Origin of the sequence: Endozoicomonas sp. (assembly GCF_051008435.1) — a bacterium.
In the GTDB taxonomy this organism is placed as follows: Bacteria; Pseudomonadota; Gammaproteobacteria; order Pseudomonadales; family Endozoicomonadaceae; genus Endozoicomonas_A.
Genome location: NZ_JBPCXO010000293.1, coordinates 1 through 15,762 on the forward strand (window position 1 = coordinate 1; position 15,762 = coordinate 15,762).

The 15,762-nt window shown below is 47.8% G+C and carries 17 protein-coding genes; 11 read left to right on the forward strand and 6 right to left on the reverse strand.

The window, feature by feature from the left end; all coding sequences use genetic code 11:
* Positions 1-382: 382 nt before the first annotated feature.
* Positions 383-859, reverse strand: coding sequence for a peroxiredoxin (locus ACR2PX_RS14815; RefSeq protein WP_434000129.1), 477 nt, complete (start codon positions 857-859; stop codon positions 383-385).
* Positions 860-1,064: 205 nt separating this feature from the next.
* A complete protein-coding gene (gene hpaR / locus ACR2PX_RS14820; protein ID WP_434000130.1) occupies positions 1,065-1,487 on the reverse strand; it encodes a homoprotocatechuate degradation operon regulator HpaR in 423 nt (140 codons plus the stop codon).
* Positions 1,488-1,803: 316 nt separating this feature from the next.
* Here hpaR and idi point away from each other — a divergent pair, with 316 nt between their 5' ends.
* Both idi and mmsB read left to right on the forward strand, forming a co-directional pair.
* Positions 1,804-2,508, forward strand: coding sequence for an isopentenyl-diphosphate delta-isomerase (idi, locus tag ACR2PX_RS14825; RefSeq protein ID WP_434000131.1), 705 nt, complete (start codon positions 1,804-1,806; stop codon positions 2,506-2,508).
* A gap of 203 nt (positions 2,509-2,711) precedes the next feature.
* The gene (gene mmsB, locus ACR2PX_RS14830; protein ID WP_434000132.1) at positions 2,712-3,611 is read left to right on the forward strand and encodes a 3-hydroxyisobutyrate dehydrogenase; all 900 of its coding nucleotides are present in this window, start codon (positions 2,712-2,714) and stop codon (positions 3,609-3,611) included.
* A gap of 154 nt (positions 3,612-3,765) precedes the next feature.
* On the opposite strand, the gene ACR2PX_RS14835 is transcribed toward mmsB, so the two are convergent.
* The 4 genes from ACR2PX_RS14835 to ACR2PX_RS14850 form a co-directional block, all read right to left on the reverse strand.
* On the reverse strand, positions 3,766-4,617 hold the full coding sequence (locus tag ACR2PX_RS14835; protein ID WP_434000133.1) for a CvfB family protein: 852 nt from the start codon (positions 4,615-4,617) through the stop codon (positions 3,766-3,768).
* Positions 4,618-4,730: 113 nt separating this feature from the next.
* Complete coding sequence (locus ACR2PX_RS14840) at positions 4,731-5,210, reverse strand: GNAT family N-acetyltransferase (protein ID WP_434000134.1); 480 nt, start codon at positions 5,208-5,210, stop codon at positions 4,731-4,733.
* A gap of 109 nt (positions 5,211-5,319) precedes the next feature.
* On the reverse strand, positions 5,320-6,537 hold the full coding sequence (locus tag ACR2PX_RS14845) for an OprO/OprP family phosphate-selective porin (protein ID WP_434000135.1): 1,218 nt from the start codon (positions 6,535-6,537) through the stop codon (positions 5,320-5,322).
* A gap of 7 nt (positions 6,538-6,544) precedes the next feature.
* Positions 6,545-7,477 carry a pseudouridine-5'-phosphate glycosidase gene (locus tag ACR2PX_RS14850; RefSeq protein ID WP_434000136.1) on the reverse strand — a complete coding sequence of 311 codons (933 nt, stop codon included), beginning with the start codon at positions 7,475-7,477 and terminating at the stop codon, positions 6,545-6,547.
* Positions 7,478-7,627: 150 nt separating this feature from the next.
* Here ACR2PX_RS14850 and ACR2PX_RS14855 point away from each other — a divergent pair, with 150 nt between their 5' ends.
* From ACR2PX_RS14855 to ACR2PX_RS14895, 9 genes are all read left to right on the forward strand, one after another.
* Positions 7,628-8,209, forward strand: coding sequence for a thymidine kinase (locus ACR2PX_RS14855; RefSeq protein ID WP_434000137.1), 582 nt, complete (start codon positions 7,628-7,630; stop codon positions 8,207-8,209).
* 189 nt (positions 8,210-8,398) lie between these two features.
* Positions 8,399-9,121: a sulfite exporter TauE/SafE family protein gene (locus ACR2PX_RS14860; RefSeq protein WP_434000138.1), complete on the forward strand. Its 723-nt coding sequence runs from the start codon at positions 8,399-8,401 to the stop codon at positions 9,119-9,121.
* A 218-nt stretch (positions 9,122-9,339) separates the two neighbouring features.
* A complete protein-coding gene (locus ACR2PX_RS14865) occupies positions 9,340-10,056 on the forward strand; it encodes a nucleoside recognition domain-containing protein (protein WP_434000139.1) in 717 nt (238 codons plus the stop codon).
* The gene (locus ACR2PX_RS14870; protein ID WP_434000140.1) at positions 10,049-10,522 is read left to right on the forward strand and encodes a YjiG family protein; all 474 of its coding nucleotides are present in this window, start codon (positions 10,049-10,051) and stop codon (positions 10,520-10,522) included. The genes ACR2PX_RS14865 and ACR2PX_RS14870 overlap by 8 nt, the downstream gene beginning before the upstream one ends.
* An 871-nt stretch (positions 10,523-11,393) precedes the next feature.
* Positions 11,394-12,425 carry a methionine ABC transporter ATP-binding protein gene (locus ACR2PX_RS14875; protein ID WP_434000141.1) on the forward strand — a complete coding sequence of 344 codons (1,032 nt, stop codon included), beginning with the start codon at positions 11,394-11,396 and terminating at the stop codon, positions 12,423-12,425.
* Positions 12,415-13,071 (forward strand): methionine ABC transporter permease, encoded by a 657-nt coding sequence (locus tag ACR2PX_RS14880; protein WP_434000142.1) that lies wholly within the window; start codon positions 12,415-12,417, stop codon positions 13,069-13,071. Before ACR2PX_RS14875 ends, ACR2PX_RS14880 begins: the two co-directional genes overlap by 11 nt.
* A 74-nt stretch (positions 13,072-13,145) precedes the next feature.
* Positions 13,146-13,964: a MetQ/NlpA family ABC transporter substrate-binding protein gene (locus ACR2PX_RS14885; RefSeq protein WP_434000143.1), complete on the forward strand. Its 819-nt coding sequence runs from the start codon at positions 13,146-13,148 to the stop codon at positions 13,962-13,964.
* A 269-nt stretch (positions 13,965-14,233) separates the two neighbouring features.
* Positions 14,234-14,869 carry a glutathione S-transferase N-terminal domain-containing protein gene (locus ACR2PX_RS14890; RefSeq protein ID WP_434000144.1) on the forward strand — a complete coding sequence of 212 codons (636 nt, stop codon included), beginning with the start codon at positions 14,234-14,236 and terminating at the stop codon, positions 14,867-14,869.
* Between the two features lie 254 nt (positions 14,870-15,123).
* Positions 15,124-15,588 carry a ClpXP protease specificity-enhancing factor gene (locus ACR2PX_RS14895; RefSeq protein WP_434000145.1) on the forward strand — a complete coding sequence of 155 codons (465 nt, stop codon included), beginning with the start codon at positions 15,124-15,126 and terminating at the stop codon, positions 15,586-15,588.
* Positions 15,589-15,762: the final 174 nt, after the last annotated feature.

A 15,762-nucleotide genomic window follows, 5' to 3' on the forward strand; every position in this document is an offset into this window, starting at 1 on the left:
GAAAGAACGGCCCAATTATTCGATGAATTCGATTAAATAGGTCAACTATTCTCACGAATCCATCGAATAATTCGACTCGTTCTACTGAAATTTATGCTCGAAAGCATAAGTCCGACAGACTCCTAGCAGCGTTAATAAGCGAAATCTATAAGTAGTTAATATACTCGCCTTAAAAAATATTAAATCGTTGTTCTTAATTAAGGCGTTGTGCGGATGTGTTTATTAATCTTGTTTAAGAGGGCACAGAATTAATAATGACTGACGTAGTTTTTTCTCAGAAATAGCCAATGAAGAAATTAACTTTTTAATTCGTAAAGGGAGGAATAACCCTGTTTTAAATGTGGCTTTAAAGGGCCGGACGATGTATTATCGCCCGGCGATCTCAGGAGAGAGCTTCGAGCAGTGTTTCTGCTTTGCTGACTTCGAATGTTTTGGGTGGTTCAACATTCAGCAGAGTGATTTCGCCATGATCAATTATCATGGCGTAGCGTTTGGATCTGAGTCCGCCAAAACTGCCTGTTTCCATGGCCAGGTCCAAAGCTTTAGTCAAGTCACCACCCCCATCGGCAATCATGGTGATAGCCTCAGCACTCTGATCTTTGCCCCAAGCCTGCAGGACAAATGCATCATTGACGGAAAGGCAGGCAATGGTATCAATACCTTTGGCCTTAAAGTCATCGGCCAGAGCAATATAGCCTGGTAGATGAGTGTTGGAGCACGTGGGTGTAAAGGCTCCTGGTACAGCAAAAAGAACGGCTTTTTTGTCAGCAAAAAAAGCATCTGCTGCCACAGTGATCTGTTCGTTGTTACTGATCACTGTGATATCAACAGCGGGTAGTCTGTCACCTTGTTTAATCATATAGCTCTCCTGAATCTGAAAAACACCGATGCGCAAAACCATCCTATAGAAAATAGGTTACGCATAGAGTCAGGTCACTATACTCCTAAATCTTGTCGTCACCGACAGTGATCAAAAACAATTCTTTCGACTGTGTCAGCAGCCATACATCTGAATGCAAGCTCTTTGCCATTTTTATCGCAAGCAAATGCTCTCAGATCAGGCTTCAGTGAGTAAGTACACTGACTTCATCCAGCAGATCTTTCAGCTGCTCCATTTTTTCCTGGCTCAGACCCTGAGTAAGGCGGCTATAGCTTTCTTCCACCATAGGGGCCATCTCGTCCAGCAGTTTTTTGGCTTTGGGAGTGGCTTTGACCAGAATACGGCGATGGTCTTCTGATGATTTTCGGCGACTGACATAATCCTGCTGCTCGAGCCTCTGGATTATGCCTGTTAGGCTGGGGCTTAGGATACAGCAGGCATCGGCCAGCTGTTTGGTTTCCATTTCATCGGCGTCGTTCAAAACCCGCATCACTCTCCATTGTTGTTCAGTAATGGAGTGCTCTTGCAGCATGGGACGGAAGAAGCTCATGGCAGCCTCTCTGGCCTTGAGTAATTTGAGCGGTAGAGAGTCTTCGTACTTGCGCATTGTGTTCAGTTTACAGCTAATAACTATGAATGGCGGATTGTGTGCATCTTGTTCTGGATAATCAAGACAATGATGCAATTAATCACATGGTATTTATTCGTACTGGAACAATAACCGGATGATTGAGTTTATACCTCTAAAGGGGTATGTGGCCGGAAAATGTGCTTTCCTGAGGGGTATTGTCGGAGAAATCAGCATTGGATAAATACTGATTAGCAAATACTGAAATACGGCCTCGTCTACTATGTGTGTGTAAAAAATGATCAGCTGGAGTGCTTTTGTGGGTTCCGAAGAAGTAAAGGGTCAAGTGAGCACCATGGAATGTAGTGAATTTCGAACTTATCAGCAGTCCAGCGAGGATGATTCCACTCAGGCTGGATTGATGGGAGAGCCCCTGATACTAGTGGATAAGGATGATCAGATAGTAGGGAGTGCCAGCAAACTGGCCAGTCATAAAGCACCGGGCATATTGCATCGAGCATTCAGTGTTCTGTTATTTAATCCGGCAGGCCAACTGCTGATTCAGCGCAGAGCCAGCTGCAAGATTACTTTTCCAGATTGTTGGGCCAATACCTGCTGCTCGCACCCTCATTCTCTTCCATCAGAACTAGAGTCTCACAATGAGTTGGGGGTAAAAAGAGCGGCCATTCGAAAGTTAAATCATGAGCTCGGAATACCTGCAAGCACTTTGTCTGTAGACGACTTCCTATTGATGACGAAAGTGCATTATCGAGTAGAAGCAGACAGTGAGTGGGTAGAGGAAGAACTGGACTATATTTTGTTGGTTCGTGCTGATGTTGAGCTGACAATCAATGCCAATGAAGTGGCAGAAGTTCGATGGGTGAATGCGGAGCAACTCTCAGAGCTGCTTTTAGCGTCAGAAGGAAAAGAGCAGGTTTCAGTCGCTCCCTGGTTCAGGTTGATTTCAGAACATTTCCTGTTTCCCTGGTGGTTATTGCTGGACGATTCGGTTGGCTTGAAAGAGGCTTCAGATCGTGAAATACATCGGTTGAAGTTTTAGGCTGAATCCAGCATATAATGGTATCTGCATCTGAATCATCGATCGAAGAGTTCATCAAAACATGGGCTGAACAGGAAGCGTCGAAACTGACTCTTGCTTTCTGACTCAGCCTGAAAGTCATTATCACAGTGGCTCTTGGTGTTTTGATCTGCTCTTTTTGATTGCGCTTGATATTACAACAACAAACACCAGGAGTGCAGATCATGGCAACTGTTGCGTTCATCGGTCTTGGAAATATGGGGGCTCCCATGGCGGCTAACCTGATCAAGGCCGGCCATGACGTGAGTGTATTTGACCTTGTCCCCGAAGCTGTGGCGACGTTAGTCAGTCAGGGGGCAAAAGCTGCCACCAGTGCAGAGCAGGCATGCACAGGGGCTGAGTTTATTATTTCAATGCTGCCTGCTGGCAAACATGTAGAAAGTCTCTATCTGACTCAGGGGTTGCTGGAGTCGGTGCCTTCTTCAGCCATTCTGATCGACACCAGTACCATTGATACGGATACCGCACGAAAGTTATCTGCCGCTGCTGCCGAGAAAGGAAAGTCGATGATAGACGCTCCTGTATCCGGTGGTGTCGCAGGTGCTTCCGCAGGTACTTTGTCGTTTATGTGTGGAGCTTCCGATCCGGCGGTTTTTGAACAAGCCAAACCTCTGCTCATGGATATGGGCAAAAATGTTTTTCTGGCGGGTGGACCGGGTGCCGGTCAGGTGGCAAAAGCCTGCAATAATATGCTGCTATCGATTTTAATGATTGGTACTTCTGAAGCTCTCAATCTTGGCGCTAAGAATGGTCTTGATCCGGCGGTCCTTTCTGACATTATGCTGGCCAGCTCCGGCAAGAACTGGGCTTTGGAAGTGTATAACCCCTATCCGGGTTTGATGGAAAATGCCCCGGCTTCCAAAGGATACGAGCCAGGATTTATGAGCGAACTGATGTTGAAAGATCTGGGTCTGGCAATGGCCGCAGCCGGAGGCAGCAAGGCAGTGACGCCTTTGGGTGGGCTTGCTTATGCTTTATATAACCGTCACGTTTCTCAGGGAATGGGCAAAAAAGATTTTTCCAGTATATTCCAGGCTATTGAAAGTCTGGAGCCTGAAGGTTGAGGCTAAAGCTGGATAGATTTACCGCTCTTCAACGTAGTTTTGAAGAGCGGCATCTTGAACAAGAATTCTAATGTTATCTGCCGAGACGAACGGAAAGTGCTACAGCCCTTTTTAGAATGCTGAAAAACGGCTAGTTCGTTCCTCTCATTCAAAATTAATGGTTTATTCGGATACCGGTTGGTTCAATCTGGATCAGTCGCTGCTTGTACAAGCTACCCAGTGCCATCTTGAAAGCTCGCTTGCTGACACCAAAAGATTTTTTGATTACGTCAGGATCTGTGCGATCGTTTAAGGGCAGGTAGCCTCCAGCTGCCTGTAGCTGGTCGAGAATTTTCTGTCCAAGGTCGCCGACAGCCTGTCGGTCAAATCCTGGTTTTTTGAGGCTCAGGTCGATCTTGCCATCGGGGCGGATGCGTTTAATAAAGCCGTCCAGTTTGTCACCGATTTTCACAGATTGGCCCAGTTCTCCGTCAAACAAGAGTCCCTGATGCTTGCCATTGATAATGGCCATATAACCTAGATCGGTTCTGTCATGAACCAACAGAGAAACAGATTCTCCCTGGCGGTACTTTCCTGGAGTCTCATCAATAAAACGGTTGAATCTGGAAGAAGCCACAATTCTGCGGCTCTGTTCGTCCTGGTATAGGTAGACGACATAGCTTCCATCTTCACGCATTCGAACCTTTTGCTCTTTAAAGGGGGCCAAAAGATCCTTGCCCAGGTTCCAATCCAGAAAGGCACCCACCGGGTTAACTTCTTTGACCTTCAAAAAGGCAAATTCACCGACACAGGCAAAAGGTGTTTCTGTTGTGGCGATCAAGTTGTCATCTGAGTCCAGATAAACAAAGACATCCAGTTCATCCCCAATAGTGCATTCTTGGGGAACATGCCTTTTGGGTAGCAAAATTTCATCAAACTGTTTGCCGTCCAGGAATACGCCGAAGCCTGCTATATCGACGACTTTTAGACGATTTTTCTGGCCAACTTTAACGTACTTTTCAGGCATATCGGCTCCTTTGAGCGAGTGAGGGGTCAAATATCAGAGGGAGCGGGAGTATATACCACCCGGTTCAGCAAAACCCAGAAATTCATCTTCTAAGAGCCTGACTGACAATACCGTCAGAGCTTTTTCTCCCAGAACAGGGCTTGTCCATGATTGTCATCCAGCTCATAGCCTGAAAAGTCAAACTTTCGGTAGGCTGCCTGTGCAACAGGGTTGCCTTCCAATACTTCCAGAGTAACTTTGCAGCAGCCTTTTTCCAGGGCTACTTGTTCTACTTTTTCCAGTAGTCTTGTACAGAGGCTTTGACCCCGGAACTGTTCATTGACAACCATGTCATGAATATTGATCAAAGGTTTGCAGGCAAAAGTAGAAAAGCCTTCCATGCAGTTAGCGAGGGCAGCCGGTTGTCCGTCAACCAGGCAGAGCACTGAAAAAGCAAAAGGTCGTTTAGCTAATTCTTCAATCAGGTGCTCTCTGGAGTAGCAGCTTAATGGCTCTCCTCCACCCATGGGATCTCTGGCGTAGTGGTCAAGCAGCTCAAGAATGGCTTGACCATGATTAGAATTTGAGTAATCAGCAACAAGAATTTCTAGCATAAAAAGGTCATAGTCGTGTAATTAGAAAAGGTATTTTTGCATGACTGATACTGAATGGACAGCAGCCTGATTCGACAATCATCGGTCAGACTGCGGTGATTTCGGTCTTTTAGAAAGCCAGTTGGGTTCTGAAGGTCACTAAGTTGATCTTTTCATCGCCTTTTCGACCGTCTTCAACGTCCCCGTGAATGTAGTTCAGAGTGAACCTCAGGTTGAGGTTGTAGTAGAAGCTCAAGCCGAGCGTGTAGTTGGTTTCCTTGCCACCTTTGACGTTTGAGTCTTCAAGGTCTGTCCAGGAACTTCTCGCTGCCACTTCCCAGCGTTGATTGACATTGGAAGGTTTGCCAAAGACTCCCTTGGCCGGGTTGTAGGTAATGTAAGTTTCGCCGTCGAGAAAATAACTGGCCTGAAGGTAGGCGCTTTGGAAATAGTAGGTATTTGAAAGGTTCTGATCTTTCAAACGAGTGGTCAGATATTCTCCGCGCAAAGCTAAGGGGCCGTTGACATAGCCACTTTCCAATCCGCCAACCTGCTGGCTTTCGGCTTTGATTTTTCCGGTACTGATCAGCTTGGGTATGTCTTCATTTTTTGCTTCCGGATGGACTGCCAGTTTAACGGTGCGGCGATCGTCTTCAAAGTTTACCCATTGCAGCGAGCCACCCAGATGCAGGGTCTCTGTAGATTCTTGGACAGGAGCCCAGGTCAGGCGTGTACTGGTTCGCAGGGGCTGGCTGCTATAACTGACTTCATCGTTGATGTTGGCTTTTTGAATGGCCGCTGTAAAGGTTCCATCCCCGACAATGGGCTGCCACATAATGCCTGCAAACCGTTGAGGAGCCAGTGTCGTTAACATGGCTGGCTCATTGAAGGTCCAGTAACGGGAGCTGTGCTGATTCTCCAGGCCAACGGGGGATTTGAACTGGCCCAGAGTCAGCTGCCAGGGAGCGAATTGAAGCCAGGCGTCTTTGTGGGAAATGCTTTTGAAATCATAACTGTATTTGAAGTTCCAGTCTTTCCCAAAACTGCCTGAGATAAACAGTCTCTGATCTCGCCAGTCATGACCATTCGCAGGGATATGGGTCTGATCGTCCCGGGCGTTGTACCAGTCATATTGCAGGAGGGCTCCGAGGTTTAGCTTGAAGTCTCCCTGCTGGAACTGGATACCTTTTTCACCATAACTGAAGTGGTTGTTGTCCTGACTCTCATCACTGGCAGAAACGGTTCCTGCCAGAGCGCAGCTGACGATAAGTGATGAGCATAATTGCTGCAAAAAACGTCCTGAGGCGGACTGAACCGCCAAGCTGCTCGACGAAGGTTTTATTTTCATTGTTCAATCAAGTCCTGTGTGAGTGTGTGTTGTTGAATTGACGGGCAATCATTGCCGCCAGTTGGGTGTTGTGTTTGAGGATGAACAGGTTGGCTTGTAATAGTTGGTTGCCGTGATGCTCATAGAGATGCTGAAACAGGAAGGGCGTCAGGGCTTTGCCGTGGATTCCCTGTTTTTTGGCGTGAAATACTGCGTCTTCAATCTTGGGGGAAATTTCTTCCCAGGGCAGGGCGTCTGCTTTGGGGAGTGGGTTGCAGATCAGCAGGCCACCACAATCCGGTAAAGCTAGCTGGCATTCAATCAGGTGGGCTGCCTGCTCCGCAGAATTGACCCTGTAATCGACGGGCAGGTCAGATTCACGACTATAGAACGCTGGCAGGGTGTCCGTTTTATAGCCTATGACGGGGACGCCCTGAGTCTCCAGAAACTCCAGTGTTTTCGGGAGATCCAGAATGGCTTTGGGGCCACCACAAACCACTGCAACCGGTGTGCGACCGAGTTCAATCAGATCGGCTGAAATGTCCAGTGTCTGTTCGCCGTGTTTATGAACCCCACCCACTCCCCCGGTGGCCATGATTCGTATGCCTGCCATAGCCGCTATGATCATTGAGGCTGCTACGGTAGTCCCTCCTGACCATTCATGGCTGATCATCCCTGCTAAATCCCTGCGGCTTGCCTTATGCGGGGTGTTGTCTGGAGAGGCAATAAGCTCCAGTTCCTGTTTCGAAAGGCCAGCCTTGAGTCGTCCATTAATAATGGCGATTGTTGCAGGTTGAACACCTTCATCCAGCAAGATTTTTTCAAGCTGTAGCGCCGTCTCAAGGTTCTGGGGGAAAGGCAATCCATGAGAGATTACGGTGGACTCGAGTGCTACTACAGGAATACCAGAGTTCAGAGCCGTGTTAACATCCGGGTGGATATCAAGAAAGTTATTCACCATAAGGACCCCCTGAGTGAATTGAGCGAAAGGAAAACCGCAGTTTTCCTGACAGCATTCAGACACTGATTGTGGTTAAACTAAGTAGGCATTCCAGTTCCAGTTTTGCCAATCCAGTGACTCAAATGAATCACAGTTTAGACGGAGATATTGATGGCCTCGCTGTACTTCTATTTTTCTTCCATGGACTCGGGAAAGAGTACTTACCTGCTGCAGGCTGCACACAACTATCAGTCAGCCGGAAAACGGGTACTTTTATTGACCCCGGCTATTGATGACCGCTTTGGTAAAGGCAGAATCACCTCAAGGATTGGCATTCAAAAAGACGCTCTGGTGATCAGCAAGGAAGACAATCTGTTCGAACAGATTGCCCGAGAACACAGCGAACAGAGGCTCTCCTGTGTCATGGTGGATGAAGCTCAGTTTCTGACTGAAGAGCAAGTCTGGCAGTTGAGTGACGTCGTGGATGACCTGCGCCTGCCGGTACTGTGCTTTGGTTTACGGACTGACGCTTTTGGCCAGGCTTTTCCTGCCAGTGGTGTGCTTCTGGCTTTGGCAGATGAGTTGTGTGAATTAAAAAGTATCTGTAAGAAGTGTGAAAAAAAGGCCAGTATGCAGGTGCGTCTGGATGCCGATGGCAATGTCGTCAACAGTGGCAGTCAGGTTCAGATTGGAGGAAACGACAGTTATCTCTCAGTCTGTCGCAAGCATTACAAGGAACTGTTCGGGCGGTAACTGTCTATTGTCGTCATTTGAACCCGGAAAATTCATAAAACCGCTTTGTCCAGAGTAGAGGCTTTAGCAGTAATATTATGAAATTTCCGGGCTAATAAAGCCCATGGGTATAAATGACGGTGGATTCCTTTCATAACAAAAGGTTATATTTGCATCCTCTTTTGATATAAGCGATGTGTTTGTATTGTTATGGATCTGAGCCTGTACCAGCTGTTAATAGCCGTGTTTGTTGTCTTCGTGGGTGCATTGGTCCAGGGCATGATCGGTTTTGGCATGGCCGTCGTAGCAGCACCCATCCTCTATATTGTTGCCCCATCTCTGGTGCCGGGTACTTTAATCTGTATGGCTATGTTTCTGGCTCTCCTTACGGTTAGGAAGCATCGGGGAGCGCTTAAGCTGGCAGAGATGAAGTATGCCGTTGCAGGCCGGGTTCCGGGTTCACTGCTTGGCGCCTGTCTTCTGGTAGTGGCTTCCAGAGAACATATGAGCCTGTTTATGGGGGGCGCTGTTCTACTGGCGGTATTTGCCAGCCTGTTTTCCGTCAAGATTCGAGCAACAAAAATCAGTCTTTTCTTCGCCGGTGTGGTGTCGGGTGTGACCGGGACAACATCCTCTATTGGCGGACCACCAGTCGCCCTGGTCATGCAGAATGAGTCGGCTGACAGGATCCGGGCCAGTATGTCTATTTACTTTGTCTTTAGCAGTATCATTTCTCTGATTTTTCTGTCTGCTGCCGGTATGCTCGGCTTGAATGACTTCAAATATGCCTTGATTCTGGTTCCGCCCGTGTTGCTGGGCAGTAAGGTTGCCTCTCGTGTTTCCCATCGAATAGATCAAAGAGTGATTCGACATGCCTTGCTGGTTTTGTGCAGCATTGCCGGTGTCAGTGCCATTGCCTCTGGTGTTCGATAGCACATACTCCCCCCGTTCAGCCTGCTTAAAAATGAATGATTTTTTCAGTTTTGGTTACTGGAATATTCATCCACTTTAAGTCGGGTGCTGGATATTACGTTTCTTTTAGTTATTAATCGCATTGGCTGTGTGAATATCCCCAATGCCTCTCGATAAGTAATTCGATTAATATCTTAATAATTAAATTATTAACTACTTGTCGTTGAAGGGGGAAGCCCATGAGCGCTCATGATGACCAGAAGGTCACGCTCGGAAGCTATGTGGCACTGGCTTTTGCAGTCGTCTTTTTTTCCGGACTGCTGAAATCCACTGAATGGTACGGTGTGTTTGATTTCACCACACTCAATGGTGCTTTCGGCAAGCTCTTGAATGGTGTGACCACAGGAGCTGGCGGTGCGGTTGAAAGCACAGCAACTGCCTACCGTGGTACCGGTGGTAGTGGTGCTCTTGATGGTTTCCTTTTTGCGCTGGGTCTGGTGCCTACCTGTATGTTTGCCCTGGGTATGATCAATGTGCTGGAGCATTATGGTGCTCTGAGAGCTGCGCGAAAACTGCTGACACCTTTGCTTCGGCCTCTGATGGGGGTGCCGGGAACGGTGGGTCTGGCCCTGATTGGCAGTCTCCAGTCCACTGATGTCGGTGCCGGTATGACCAAAGGCCTCGCTGATAGTGATGAGTTGACCGACAAAGAAAAGAATACGTTCACTGCCTTTCAGTTCTCCGGTGGAGCACTGATTGTCAACTTCTTCAGCTCTGGTGCCATTCTGTTTACCCTGACCGATGCAGCGGGCCAGTCTGTGCCAGGCTCCATTGGTCTGGCGGTAGCCGTGATGTTTATCTTCAAGGTGGTAGGCGCCAACATCATGCGTTTCTATCTGAACTTTGCCAGCAAGAAAACTGAAACTGAGTCCCGTATGGAGGTCCGTAATGTCTAAGACAGCTGCAACCGAACAGAAGAAGATGATTACGGATATCTTTGTTGAGGGTGCTCGCAAAGGTTGGGCTATTGGTACCAGTAGCACGATCCCTAATGTAATGATGGCCTTCATTATTATTAAAGCGCTGACCATTACCGGTGCTCTGGATATGCTCTCTTCCGTTTTTGGACCGGTCATGGGAGTGGTAGGGCTGCCGGGTGAAGGCGCAGCAGTGCTGATGAGTGCCATCATGTCCATGGGCGGTGCGGTCGGTGTTACCGTGGGCTTGCTCTCTGAAGGCTTACTGCAGGCGCGTGATATTGCGATTCTGGCACCTGCCATTTACCTGATGGGATCAACCATTCAATATGCAGGTCGTATTCTGGGCGTGATTGGCACAGAAGCTCGCTTCTATCCTGTCCTGTTTGGTATCTGTTTCCTGAACGCTTTCATGGCCATGTTTGTGATGAATATTCTGGTTTAACACGATCAGTGCCCAGAACTGCTGCCAGTTGCAGACGTTCTGGGCAAAGCCTGTTTATGATATCTGCCTCTGGGGGTACGGGTTACTTCTTCTCCATCTTTACAGGTAGCCGTCACCAGTTGTTCCCTGAACCTTGGAATCTCGCTCTTTCCTTTCACTGCTACGCCTCTGTATTCCTTTATATTCAAACGTTCCAGTTCTCTAAAGAAGTTATCATCATTGGTTGATCGATTGGCTTTGTTGGTCAGAAGTTCATCAAAATGAAAGGCTTTTTTCTACAAGGTTTTTCAGCGCTTTTTTTTAGTTTGTTGACTTCTCTCGTGAGGTTGCTTTCGGTAGGTTCAGTCGCTGAAGTTCCCGCTGATTCGGAGTGACTGTCTGAAGAAGAATGCATTTGTTGGTGCAAGTAATAAATTTCCCTGCTGTAAGCTATTGAACAGTCTCTTTCATGTTGTGTTTGGCAAACGTCTCCTTGAGATATTTAATTTCAGTATTGAGGTTTCTGGCTGTCTATTTTGTTAGAAGCCTGAACGTTCATGAAGGCGTGAGAGTATTGACTTGCTGTTCGAGTTCAGGTAGCGTGTCGTTAATGCGCTGATTTGTCTTGGCTTGCGGGCGCTATAAAAATACCGCTAAAAGAAGGGTTTATGAACGAATTCATGAAAAACCACTCTGTTTAGCGCAGAGTGGTTTTTTTTTGCCCACGAAAAAGAGACCGCACTGATGTTGCAACAACTTGAAGGCGGTTATCAGGGTGGTCAAAAACATTGCCTCCTATTGGAACCCAGCCAGACAGACGGATTGATAAAACTGACTGAGTAAGTCTCAGACAGCATGCCCTGATCTTTATCGGGATCAGGCAGGAGTAACGATGATAGAACTGAAAAACCTTACCAAGGTGTTCAAGGCCGGAGGCAAGGAGATTAAAGCGATAGATAGCATTAATCTCAGCGTGCCTGAAGGATCGATATACGGAGTGATTGGCTCCAGTGGTGCTGGCAAGAGTACCCTGATTCGTTGTGTGAATTTGCTCGAACGTCCTAGTTCAGGGCAGGTAGTGGTTGACGGTCAGGATTTAACCACCCTCGCAGAGAAGGGTTTGCGTCAGGCTCGTCACAACATAGGTATGATTTTCCAGCACTTCAATTTACTGTCGAGCCGAACGGTTTATCAGAATATTGCCCTGCCGCTGGAGCTGGCTGGTGCCAGCAAAGAAGAAATAGAGACGGCTGTAGCGCCTTTGTTGAAGCTGACGGGGCTTGAGGAGAAGCGCGACAGTTATCCTTCTCAGCTGTCGGGTGGTCAAAAACAGAGAGTGGCGATTGCCAGGGCTCTGGCCAGTAAACCCAAGGTTTTGCTGTGTGATGAGGCAACCTCTGCGCTTGATCCACAAACCACCCGATCCATTCTGGCGCTGCTCAAGGATATCAATCGTGAGCTGAAGATAACCGTGTTGATTATCACCCATGAGATGGATGTGGTGAAAACGATTTGTGATCGTGTTGCCATCTTAAGCCATGGCCAGCTTATCGAAGAGAATGGGGTAGAGGCTTTCTTTCTGAATCCCCAGACTGATTTGGCCAGAGAGTTTGTTCGCAGTGCCATTAATGAAAAGCCTGTGGCAGAAGTTGAGAGCCGTTTCCAGTCCGAGCCTTCTGAAGGGTCGAGGCCAGTGGTTCGGATTACCTTTGTCGGTCAGGGGGTCGTAGAGCCTCTGATTACCCGGGCAGCCAAACAGTTCGGAACGGATTTTGTCATTCTACAAGCAGATATAGAAACCGTTCATGGCAAACCCATGGGGTTTCTAATGGTTGAGATTTTGGGGAATGAGTCTGAAGTTGAGGCGTCCATGAATTTTCTCAAGGAAAATGTACAGGTGGAGGTAGTGGGTTATGTCAGCTGATTCCTGGCTTCTCCTGGGGAAGGCGCTCTGGGAAACCATCTATATGACAGCGGTATCCGGCGGGTTGAGCTTCGTCTTTGGTATTCCGCTCGGAGTTCTGCTTTATATCACCAAGCCCGGTCGTATTAAGGAGAATGCTGCGCTCAATTCAGTGTTGGGTGCTATCGTTAACGCTACACGTTCTGTGCCGTTTATTATACTGCTGGTGGCGATTATTCCATTGACCCGGTTGTTGGTTGGAACGTCCATTGGTACTACGGCCGCTATTGTGCCTCTGACGCTGGCGGCCATTCCCTTTGTGGCTCGTATTGCTGAAGGTGCCATTAATGAAGTGCCTTCGGGTCTGGTGGAAGCAGCTCAATCTATGGGCGCATCACCGCTGCAGATCGTCAGTCGGGTGTTGTTGCCTGAAGCGCGTCCCGGTTTGATCAATGGTATGACGATTACTCTGGTAACTTTGGTGAGCTATTCAGCGATGGCAGGAGCCATTGGTGGCGGTGGCCTCGGTGATCTGGGGATTCGCTATGGTTATCAGCGCTTTGACGGAGTCATTATGCTGGCCACGGTAGTGATACTGATTGTGCTGGTGCAACTGATACAGAGTGTTGGCGACCGTCTGCAAAACTATTACGACAGAACTCGCTGATTAATTAACGAATGAAAGGGATGGGCTTCTGGATTGTCTGTCCCTCAATGACTGGCTGACTGGAGAAGTGAAGAATGTTTGCTGTTGATAAATTTAAGGCTATTGCGGGTGCAGCCCTTGTGGCAGCCAGTGTGCTGTTAGCAGGTTGTGGTTCTGAAAATAGCGCTGATGGTCCCCTGAAAGTAGGCGTCATGGCCGGCCCTGAAGCAGATGTGATGAAGGTGGCAGCGGAAACTGCCAAGAAAGATCATGGCGTTAATGTAGAGCTGGTAGAGTTTTCTGACTATGTGTCGCCGAATGTGGCCCTGTCAGACGGCTCAATTGATGCCAATGCATTTCAGCACAAACCCTACCTCGACAGCATGATCCGTGACCGGGGCTTCAAGCTGGCAGCTGTAGGCAATACCTTTGTTTACCCGATTGGTGCTTATTCCAAGAAAATCAAGGATATCAGTGAGCTGAAGGATGGAGCCAAAGTGGCCATCCCTAACGATCCAAGTAATGAAGGGCGTACACTGATCCTCTTGGACAACAAAGGTTTTATCAAGCTGAAGGACATTAACAACCTGGAAGCTACACCTGCTGACATTGTTGAAAATCCAAAAAATCTGAAGTTTATTGAGCTGGATGCGGCCCAGTTGCCACGCTCACTGGATGATGTTGATCTGGCTTTCATCAACTCAACCTACTCTGTACCAGCAGGCCTGCTGCCTGCACGTGATGCCTTGATGGTAGAAGGCAAAGATTCTCCTTATGTGAATCTGATCGTTTCTCGTGAAGATAATAAGTCTGATCCTCGTATTAAAGCTCTGGTTGAGTCTTACCACTCTCAGGCTGTTGAAGATAAAGCCAAAGAGCTGTTTAAAGGCAGTGCCGTACCAGGTTGGAAGTAAATCGTCATTTTTGATGATAAGCCCGCTGAATTAAGCGGGCTTTTTAATTTTTGAGTGTCTTTGTTTATTGAACTTTTCGGGTTTTTAAAGCAGTGGAATAACGAAAGTTTCCATGCCACCTATTCCGCAGGGTGTAAAGTTTGCTAAGATAACCCGTTATTTTCTTGTGTCGGCCCGTTAGATCAGCGTTACTCATCCGAATAGTGGATCGAATGAGTGGACTGATTCAGTCGGGAGCTCATTTCCTTTGCATGAGGCGGGGGTACTTCATGGCTGTAGTTGCCAAAAAGTCATCCATGATATTTTTCTCGGATCCATCTGACCACTACTGTCACAGGGTTCGAATTGTTCTGGCCGAAAAAGGGGTCGCGGTGGATATCCAGGATGTGAATCCTGCAAATCTGCCCCAGGAACTGTCTGATCTCAACCCATACAATAGTCTTCCAACTCTGGTGGATCGTGAACTGGTGCTTTATGAGCCCAGCGTCATGATGGAATATCTGGATGAGCGTTTCCCTCATCCCCCACTGCTGCCTGTTTATCCAGTCAGCCGTGCCCAGAGCCGTCTGATGATGCATCGCATTCAGAAAGACTGGTGCAGTTTGGTTGACACCATTATGGATCCAAAAACCAAAGAGACGCCTGCGGCTCGTGCTCGTAAAGAGCTTCGCGAAAGCCTGCTGTCTGTAGCGCCTATCTTTGCTGAAAAGCCCTTCTTCATGAGTGAAGAGTTCACGCTGGTGGATTGCTGTGTGGCTCCCATTCTCTGGAGACTGCCAGCTATGGGGATTGAACTGCCCAAGCAGGGACAGGCTATTCTGGATTATGCTGAACGCTTGTTTGAGCGTGAATCTTTTAAAGAAAGTCTGTCTGAAATTGAAAAAGAGATGCGCGATACTCTTTGATTTGAGACGGACCCTGGCAGCCTGGCTGCCGGGGCTGAAGAATCTGGCTAAGCAGCCATGAGCTAAGAATTTTGTTTTATAGCCTTCGGCTTTCAAACGATCTCCCGGTAGTGACTACCCTTAGCGAATGAGAAGTGTTTTCTCTGTTTCCTGGAGATAAAGAACTTCTCCTATAGTGGTTATTGATGGTTGGAGAGGATGAGTTGACTTTGGGTCAAACAGCCGTCGGAAGTTAGCCTGGATGGAGACAGATTATGACGATGACCAGCAGTCGCCCTTACATTGCCAGAGCTTTGTATGACTGGATTCTTGAAAATGACTGCACCCCTTACATTCTGGTGGATGCTGCCCGAAAAGGGGTAGAGGTGCCCAGAGAGTACATTAAGGATGGTCAGATAGTGCTCAACATTTCTCCGGCAGCGGTTCGTGCCATGCATATGGGGAATGATGTGATTACTTTTGATGGACGCTTTGGTGGTGAAGCACTGACCATAGTGGTTCCAGTAGAAGCGCTGATGGCCATTTATGCCCGCGAAAACGGGCAGGGTATGGTATTTGAAGTCGAGCCGTTTTCCGAGGTTGAAGAAGAAGTGTCTCCACACTTTGAGCTGGAGGCTGTTTCTGATCCAGAACCTCAAGAAGTGCCTGCGGCAATAGAGGAAGAGACTGACAAGCCTCCCCGTAAACCTGGCAGACCGCATCTGAAAGTTGTTAAGTGAGTCTGGTTGTTCTAAGAATAATCTCGACTTTCTGAAAAAAAACCGCCAGTAGCTTCTTAATAACTGCTGCAAAGCCCACAAGGTAGTATGTGAGAAGCTTTTTCAATCAAGTCCGTCAGCCTTGGAAACGAGCCACTGCCTGTTAACCTGTCTGTCAGATAGTCCCAGAATGAA